The sequence below is a fragment of the Dokdonella fugitiva genome (assembly GCF_004342425.1).
Taxonomy (GTDB): Bacteria; Pseudomonadota; Gammaproteobacteria; order Xanthomonadales; family Rhodanobacteraceae; genus Dokdonella_A; species Dokdonella_A fugitiva.
Genome location: NZ_SLWQ01000001.1, coordinates 981,713 through 989,145, shown reverse-complemented (window position 1 = coordinate 989,145; position 7,433 = coordinate 981,713). Strand labels below are relative to the sequence as shown.

7 protein-coding genes are annotated in these 7,433 nt (G+C 67.2%); 2 read left to right on the top strand and 5 right to left on the bottom strand.

Translation table 11 applies throughout. The features are described from left to right. The 5 genes from EV148_RS18830 to rpmH form a co-directional block, all read right to left on the bottom strand. Positions 1 to 622: tyrosine-type recombinase/integrase (locus tag EV148_RS18830; protein WP_241987964.1), on the bottom strand; the 622-nt coding region annotated here is incomplete at its 3' end. 183 nt (positions 623 to 805) lie between these two features. Next, positions 806 to 2,152, bottom strand: a complete 1,347-nt coding sequence (gene mnmE / locus EV148_RS04180; RefSeq protein WP_131993853.1) for a tRNA uridine-5-carboxymethylaminomethyl(34) synthesis GTPase MnmE — start codon at positions 2,150 to 2,152, stop codon at positions 806 to 808. A 4-nt stretch (positions 2,153 to 2,156) separates the two neighbouring features. Further along, positions 2,157 to 3,881, bottom strand: coding sequence for a membrane protein insertase YidC (gene yidC, locus EV148_RS04175; RefSeq protein WP_131993850.1), 1,725 nt, complete (start codon positions 3,879 to 3,881; stop codon positions 2,157 to 2,159). Positions 3,882 to 3,997: 116 nt separating this feature from the next. Continuing rightward, on the bottom strand, positions 3,998 to 4,378 hold the full coding sequence (gene rnpA / locus EV148_RS04170; protein ID WP_131993847.1) for a ribonuclease P protein component: 381 nt from the start codon (positions 4,376 to 4,378) through the stop codon (positions 3,998 to 4,000). A 19-nt stretch (positions 4,379 to 4,397) separates the two neighbouring features. Continuing rightward, positions 4,398 to 4,538 (bottom strand): 50S ribosomal protein L34, encoded by a 141-nt coding sequence (gene rpmH / locus EV148_RS04165; protein WP_131993844.1) that lies wholly within the window; start codon positions 4,536 to 4,538, stop codon positions 4,398 to 4,400. A 203-nt stretch (positions 4,539 to 4,741) separates the two neighbouring features. Between rpmH and dnaA the strand changes: the two genes are divergently transcribed. Together dnaA and dnaN are read left to right on the top strand one after the other, a co-directional pair. After that, positions 4,742 to 6,067 carry a chromosomal replication initiator protein DnaA gene (gene dnaA, locus EV148_RS04160; protein WP_131993841.1) on the top strand — a complete coding sequence of 442 codons (1,326 nt, stop codon included), beginning with the start codon at positions 4,742 to 4,744 and terminating at the stop codon, positions 6,065 to 6,067. A 213-nt stretch (positions 6,068 to 6,280) separates the two neighbouring features. Beyond that, positions 6,281 to 7,381, top strand: a complete 1,101-nt coding sequence (gene dnaN / locus EV148_RS04155; protein ID WP_131993838.1) for a DNA polymerase III subunit beta — start codon at positions 6,281 to 6,283, stop codon at positions 7,379 to 7,381. Positions 7,382 to 7,433: the final 52 nt, after the last annotated feature.

Genomic DNA, 7,433 nt, shown 5'->3' with positions numbered 1-7,433 from the left:
CGTCCGGCGTCAGCGCCCGGTCGCGGGCGGCGGCGCGGTAGACGTGCCGCATCGGCAAGGCCATGACCGGGTTGGCCTGGATCAGGCCACAGGTCAGCGCGTAGTCGAACATGCGCTTGAGCAGGCCACGCACCTGGCCAGCGGCGGCGTCGAAACCTTGCGCCTTCTTGCGCCAGATGACGCTGCGCACATCCTCGGCGGTGATGTCCCTGACCGGCTTGCTGCCGATGTGCGGCAGGATGTCCTTTTCCAGATAGCGCCGGGACATGGTCACGTTCTTGCGATCGCGTGACTGGATGTCCTTGAAGAAGCGCTCGGCGAACTCGGCCACGGTAGCGTCTTCTGCTCCAGCCACTTTCTCCTGCTGCTTCTTCTTTGCCGGCGACTCTCCCATCGCCACTTGGTGGGCCGCTTCGTCCCGCTTCAGCCGGGCGTTCTTCAGGGTAAGGGCCGGGTACTTGCCGAGTGTGAGCTTTTCCCGTTTGCCGTCCAGCCTATAGCGATAACGCCAGACGATGCTGCCACTCGGCAGCACCTCGACGTACAGCCCGCGATCGTCGCTGACGATGTACGAGGCGTCCTTGGGCTTGAGCGCCTTGAGTGCGGTATCTGTGAGAGACATGGACCCTCCTTTGGGTCCATGAAAGTCAATAGTCAGGCCATTCGGTGAACTTGCACCCATATATGGACCCGAACAGCGATGGCTTTGACTGCATCACCAAATCACTCAGTAGACAAAAATCCCTTTGTTTACGCGGATTACAGGCACATTAGCAGACTCCAGTAGATGTCCCTGGACCCAACCTCACTTCCCGATGCAGAACGACGAGAAGATCTCGCCGAGGAGATCGTCGGCGCTGACTTCGCCGGTGATCTCGCCGAGCGCGTCGTGCGCGCGGCGCAGGTCTTCCGCGGCCAGTTCACCGGCGTTGCGCTCGGCGAGCGCGGCGACCGCTGCGTCGAAATGCGCGCGGGCGCGCTCGAGCGCGGCGACGTGGCGCGCCCGCGCGGTGAACGCGCCGGCGTCGCTTTCGCCTGCTCCGGCATGACGTCGCAGTTCCGCGACGAGGCCGTCGAGGCCTTCGCGCGAGCGCGCCGACAACCACAGGTGGACGATGCCGTCGCGCTCCTCGCGATGCGCGCGCGTGCCGGCGAGGTCGATCTTGTTGTGCACGACGACGCGCACCGCACGCGACGGGATCGTGCGCAGCAGATCGAGGTCGCGCGCCGCATCGCCGTCGTCGCTGACGAGCACCGCGAGGTCGGCGCGTTCGAGCTCGCCGCGTGCGCGGCGGATGCCTTCGCGTTCGACCACGTCGGCAGCGTCGCGCAGGCCGGCGGTGTCGACCAGGGTCAGCGCGATGCCATCGAGGTCGATCGTTTCGCGCAGCACGTCGCGCGTGGTGCCGGCGACGTCGGTGACGATCGCGCGCTCGCTCGCGGCGAGTGCGTTGAGCAGGCTCGACTTGCCGACGTTGGGCCGGCCGACGATGACGACGTGCAGGCCGTCGGCGAGGCGCACGCCGCGGCGCGTCTCGCCGAGCAACGCGTGCAGGTCGCCGCGCGTCGCGTCGACTTCGGCAGCGAGTTCCGGCGCCTTCAGGAAGTCGATCTCCTCTTCGGGGAAATCGATCGCGGCTTCGATCCACACGCGCAGGCGCACGACGCGCTCGGCGAGCGCGTGCACGCGCGTGGAGAACTCACCCTCGAGGCTGCGCTGCGCCGCGCGCGCGGCCGCTTCCGAGCCGCTCGCGATGAGGTCGGCGACGGCTTCGGCCTGGGCGAGGTCGATGCGGCCGTGGAGGAATGCACGTTCGGAAAACTCGCCCGCGCGCGCGTGGCGCGCGCCGAGTTCGACGAGGCGCGCGAGCAGCATGCGCAGCACGACCGGGCTGCCGTGCGCCTGCAGTTCGAGCACGTCTTCGCCGGTGTAGGAATGCGGCGCGGGAAACCACAGCAGGATGCCGCGATCGATGACGCCGCCGTCGGCGGCGCGGAACGCGGCGTAGTGCGCGTGTCGCGCGCGCGGCGCGCGGCCGAGCACGGCGCGGGCGATCTCGCCGGCGCGATCGCCCGATACGCGCAGCACGCCGACGCCGCCCGCGCCGGGCGCGGTCGCCACGGCTGCGATCGTGTCGGCGCGCCCGCTCATCGCATCAGGCCGCGGCCGCCTTCTCGCCGGCGTCGATGCGGCGCGTGATGATCCACTGCTGCAGCAGGCCGAGGCCGCCGTTGACCGTGTAGTAGAGGACGAGGCCGGCGGGGAAGAACGCGAACAGCACCGAGAACACGACCGGCATGATCTTCATCATCTTCGCCTGCGTCGGGTCCATGCCCGCGCTCGGCGTGAGCATCGTCGTCGCGATCATGACGAGGCCGTTGAGCACGGGCAGCACGTAGTAGGGATCGGGCGCGGTGAGGTTCTGGATCCAGCCGATGAACGGCGCCTGGCGCAGCTCCACGCTCTCCAGCAACACCCAGTACAGGGCGAAGAATACCGGGATCTGCACCAGCATCGGCAGGCAGCCCGCGAGCGGGTTCACCTTTTCCTTCTGGTACAACTCCATCATCGCCATGTTCATCTTCTGGCGATCGTCGCCGTAGCGCTCCTTCAGCGCCTGCATTCGCGGCTGCAGCTTGCGCATCTTCGCGCCGGAGCGGTACTGCGTCTCGCTGAGCTTGAAGAACAGCGCCTTGATGATCAGCACGAGCAGTATGATCGCGAAACCCCAGTTGCCGGTGAGCTTGTGCAGTTGCGCGAGCAGCCAGTGCAGCGGCTCGGCGATCACCGTGAACATGCCGTAGTCGACCGTGAGGCTGAGGCCCGGGGCGATCTGGTCGAGCGTGCTCTGCAGCTTCGGGCCGACATAGAGGCGCGCGGCATCGGTGTAGGTCGCGCCCGGCGCGACGCTGATCGGCGGCGACTGCGTGCGGATGAGATAGCGGTTGGCCGCGCTGCCGTCGGCCGCGTGGGCGACGTAGGTCTTGGTCGAGTACTGGTCGTTCTCGCCCTGCGCGGGGATCCATGCCGCGAAGAAGTAGTGCTGCAGCATCGCGGCCCAGCCGTCGGCGATCGGCTTGTCGAGCGGCTCCTTGGCGAACTGGTCGAACTTGAGCTTCTGGAACTTGTCGGCCGGGCTGTACCACGCCGCGCCGACGAAGCTGTAGCGCTCGATGTTGCTGTAGCCCTTGATGCCGCTGGTGTCGATGACGGGCGGCACGCGCTGCAGCTGGCGATAGGCATTGCCGCTCCACGCCACGCCGCCCTTGTTGCTGATTTCCTGGCGCTGGTCGATGACGTAGCTGCCGCGCTTGAATACGAACACCTTGCGCACGGCGATGCCGGATGCATCGCTCCAGCTCAGCGGCACCTCGATCGTGTCGCTGCCGTCGGCGAGCGAATAGGCGTTCTTTTCCGCGCTGTATTGCGCCTGGTGGTCGGGCGCCGCGCCGCCCGCGCTGACGAGGCCGCTCTGCGCGACGAAGAAGCCCGCCGCGCTGCTGTCGAGCAGGCGCTTGGGATGGGCGTAGTCCTTCGGCTGCAGCGGGTAGGCGAGCAGGTCGGCGACGACGACGTTGCCGCCGCGCGTGTCGATCTCGACGCGCAGCACGTCGGTGGTGACGACGACGCGCTCGCCCGATGCGTTCGCCGCGGCGTCGGGCGTGGCCGGCGAGGGCGCCGGGGCGGCGCTGCCGCTCGCGCTCGGCACGTCGGCGCCATCAGGAACCGTGACCGGCGCGGTCGGCGCGCCGTCGACCGCCGCGGCAGGCGCGCCGGCGGTGGTGGCGGGAACCTTGTCGTAGTCCTCCTGCCACTGCATCCAGAGCAGGTAGCCGATGAACAGCAGGGCGATCAGCAGGAAGTTGCGCGGACTCGTCATAGGAACGTTCGGCCTGGGCATGTGGCGCCGGGCGGCAGGCGGTCGCGCGTCGCGCTGCCGTCACTGCCTGGGGGCTGGATCGAAAGTGCTCGCGCCTGAAGCGCGGCGCTGGAAAGTCAGTCGCGCATTGTGCCGGCCGCATCCGCGCCGTTCAACGCCGCGATGCGCTGCCAGAGGCGTGCGAACTCGGCGTGCAGGCTCGGGTTGTCCTCGAGGTCGGCACTGCTGCGCGCGATCACGAGGATGTCGACCGCCGGCAGGCTGTCGCGGTGGCGTCGGAAGCTGTCGCGCGCAATCCGCTTGATCCGGTTGCGATGCACCGCGCTCTTGGAAACCTTGCGGGAAACGGCGAGGCCGAGGCGCGCACCGTCCGTGTCGCGCGTGGCGACTTGGGCGGTGAGATGGCGGGTGGCGACGCGCCGGCTGTCGCTGCGCAGCCGGGCGAAATCACGAGGGGTCAGCAGGCGCGCCGCGCGCGGGAAGGTTGCGGGCGCCATCCGGAGCTTCGCGGCCGCGTCAGACGGCCAGGCGCTTGCGACCCTTGGCGCGACGGGCGTTGATGACCTTGCGGCCGCCACGGGTCTTCATGCGCGCACGGAAGCCGTGGTCGCGGACGCGCTTGAGGTTGCTCGGCTGGTAAGTGCGCTTGGTGGCCATGTGGGTACGCCAACTTGCTGAATGGAAAAGGGCGCGGATGGTAGGCGGCGGCCCGGGTCCGTGTCAAGGCGAGGGACCGGCGCGGCGCCGGTCTGCAGGCGGGTCCATGCCGGCGTGCTGCTAGACTTTCGCATCTTGCCCCATTCCCGCGCGAGCCACCGTTCCGGTCGGCTCGCTGCCCGCATCCGGAAATACACCCTGCAATGAGCGAACTTTGGCGCCGCTGTCTATCCCGCCTCGAGGCGGAATTCAGCGCAGAGGATCTGCATACCTACCTGGCCCCCCTGCAGGTCAGCGAGGAGGAGTCCGGCTTCACGCTGTGGGCGCCGAACGCGTACACGATGGAGACGGTGCGCGAGCGATTCCTGGCGCCGATCCTCGAGGTGCTCGAACACCTGTGCGACGGCCCGGTCGCCGTCGACGTGCAGGTCGGTGCGCGCTCGCCCGAGCGTGGCGTCGGCCGGCCCACGGCGCGACCGCGCAACGCGCCCGAGCGCGCGGCCGTTCCCGATTCCAACCTCGATCCCAATTACACGTTCGAGAACTTCGTCGAGGGCAAGTCGAACCAGCTCGGCAAGGCCGCCGCGACCCAGGTCGCGATGAATCCGGGCCGCGCCTACAACCCGCTGCTGCTGTACGGTGGCACCGGCCTCGGCAAGACGCATCTGATGCATGCCGCGGGCAACCTGATGCGCACGAACAAGCCGGGCGTGAAGATTCTCTACCTGCGCTCGGAGCAGTTCGTGAGCGGCATGGTGCGCGCGCTGCAGCAGAAGGGCATGGACGATTTCAAGCGGCGGTTCCGCTCCGTCGACGCCCTGCTCATCGACGACATCCAGTTCTTCGCCGGCAAGAACACGACGCAGGAAGAATTCTTCCACACGTTCAACGCGCTGTTCGAGGGCAAGCAGCAGATCATCCTGACCTGCGATCGCTACCCGAAGGAAGTCGACAACCTCGAGCCGCGACTGAAGTCGCGACTTGGTTGGGGCCTGTCGGTCGCGATCGAACCGCCGGATTTCGAAACGCGCGCCGCGATCGTGCTGGCGAAGGCCCAGGCGAAGGGCGTCGAGTTGCCGGAAGAGGTCGCCACGCTGATGGCCAAGCGCATGCGCTCGAACGTGCGCGACCTCGAGGGCGCGCTCAATACGCTCGTCGCGCGCGCGAACTTCGAGGGGCGCCGCATCAGCAGCGAATTCGCGCAGGAAACGCTGCGCGATCTGCTCACCGTGCACGCCCAGGCGATCACGATCCCTAACATCCAGAAGACCGTGGCAGACTACTACCAGCTGCGCCTGGCGGACCTCTTGTCGAAGAAGCGCAGCCGATCGATTGCGCGGCCGCGGCAGATGGCGATGGGACTCGCCAAGGAGCTGACCGAGCACAGCCTGCCTGAAATCGGCGACGCATTCGGCGGCCGCGACCACACGACGGTGCTGCACGCGTGCCGCACGATCCGGGACTTGCGGGAAACCGACGGCAAGCTGCGACAGGACTGGGAAAAACTCGTGCGCACGCTGACCGAGTGAAGAAGTACGGGCGTAGCCTGTGGAAAAGCTGTGCCGGACGGTCGACGCGAATATTATCCACAGTTGACCCACAGGCGGCACGGCAGGTTCTACAGTGCGTCATTTCTCCGTAAGCGTATGATTTTTACAGATTAATTGCGCTTCGGCAGGTTGTACACAGCACCAGCAGCCACCAACGCTCCACATAAAAACCAAAGACAGGAACGGCAGACCATGCGATTCAGCATCCAGCGCGAAGCTCTCCTCAAGCGGCTGCAACACGTGGTTGGCGTGGTGGAACGGCGGCAGACGCTGCCGGTCCTGGCTAACCTGCTCGTCGTTGTCGACGGCAGTGGCGTCGCGCTGACCGGAACCGACCTCGAAGTCGAAATGGTTGCGCGGACCGAAGCCGACGATCTCGACGCCGGCGAAGTGACGGTTCCGGCCCGCAAGCTGTTCGATATCTGCCGCGCGCTTCCTGACGGGTGCCGCATCAAGTTCGAGCAGAACGGCGAGCGCGTCACCGTGAGCGCCGGGCGTAGCCGCTTCACCCTTGCGACGCTGCCGGCGACGGAGTTCCCGACGATTGATTCGATCGAGCTCGTCGAACGGGTGGCGCTACCCGAAGCTACCCTGAAGGAACTGATGGACCGCACCAGTTTCGCGATGGCGCACCAGGACGTGCGTTACTACCTCAACGGCATGTTGCTCGACCTGCGCGAACAGGCGCTGCGCTGCGTCGCGACCGACGGCCATCGGCTTGCGCTCGCGGAAGCGAAGCTCGAGTCGAAAGTCGCGTCGCCGCGCCAGGTGATCGTGCCGCGCAAGGGCATCAACGAACTGCAGGGCCTGTTCGAAACCGGCGATGGCGTGGTCGAGCTCGAGTTCGCACGCAATCACCTGCGCGTGCGGCGTGGCGACGTCACGTTCACGTCGAAGCTCATCGATGGGCGCTTCCCGGACTACGAGGCCGTCATCCCGATCGGCGCCGACAAGGAAGTACGCCTGCAGCGCGACGAGATGCGCGCGGCGCTGCAACGAGCGGCGATCCTTTCGAACGAGAAGTACCGCGGCGTGAAGATCGAGGTTGCGCCGAACCGCGTGCGCGTCGTCGCCCACAATCCGGAGCAGGAAGAAGCGGTGGAGGAGGTCGAGGCACGCACCGGCGTGTCCGATCTCAGCGTCGGCTTCAACGTCAACTACCTGCTCGACGCGCTCGGCGCGGTCACGGGCGACGAGGTCCTGCTGTGCCTGCGCGACGGTCAATCGAGCTGCCTCGTGCGCAAGCCCGACTCCGACGACACGCGGCACGTGATCATGCCGCTGCGCCTCTGACGCAGGACGGCGCGCCACTTGGGGGCGCATGCAAAAGCGTGCGCCGCCCGGC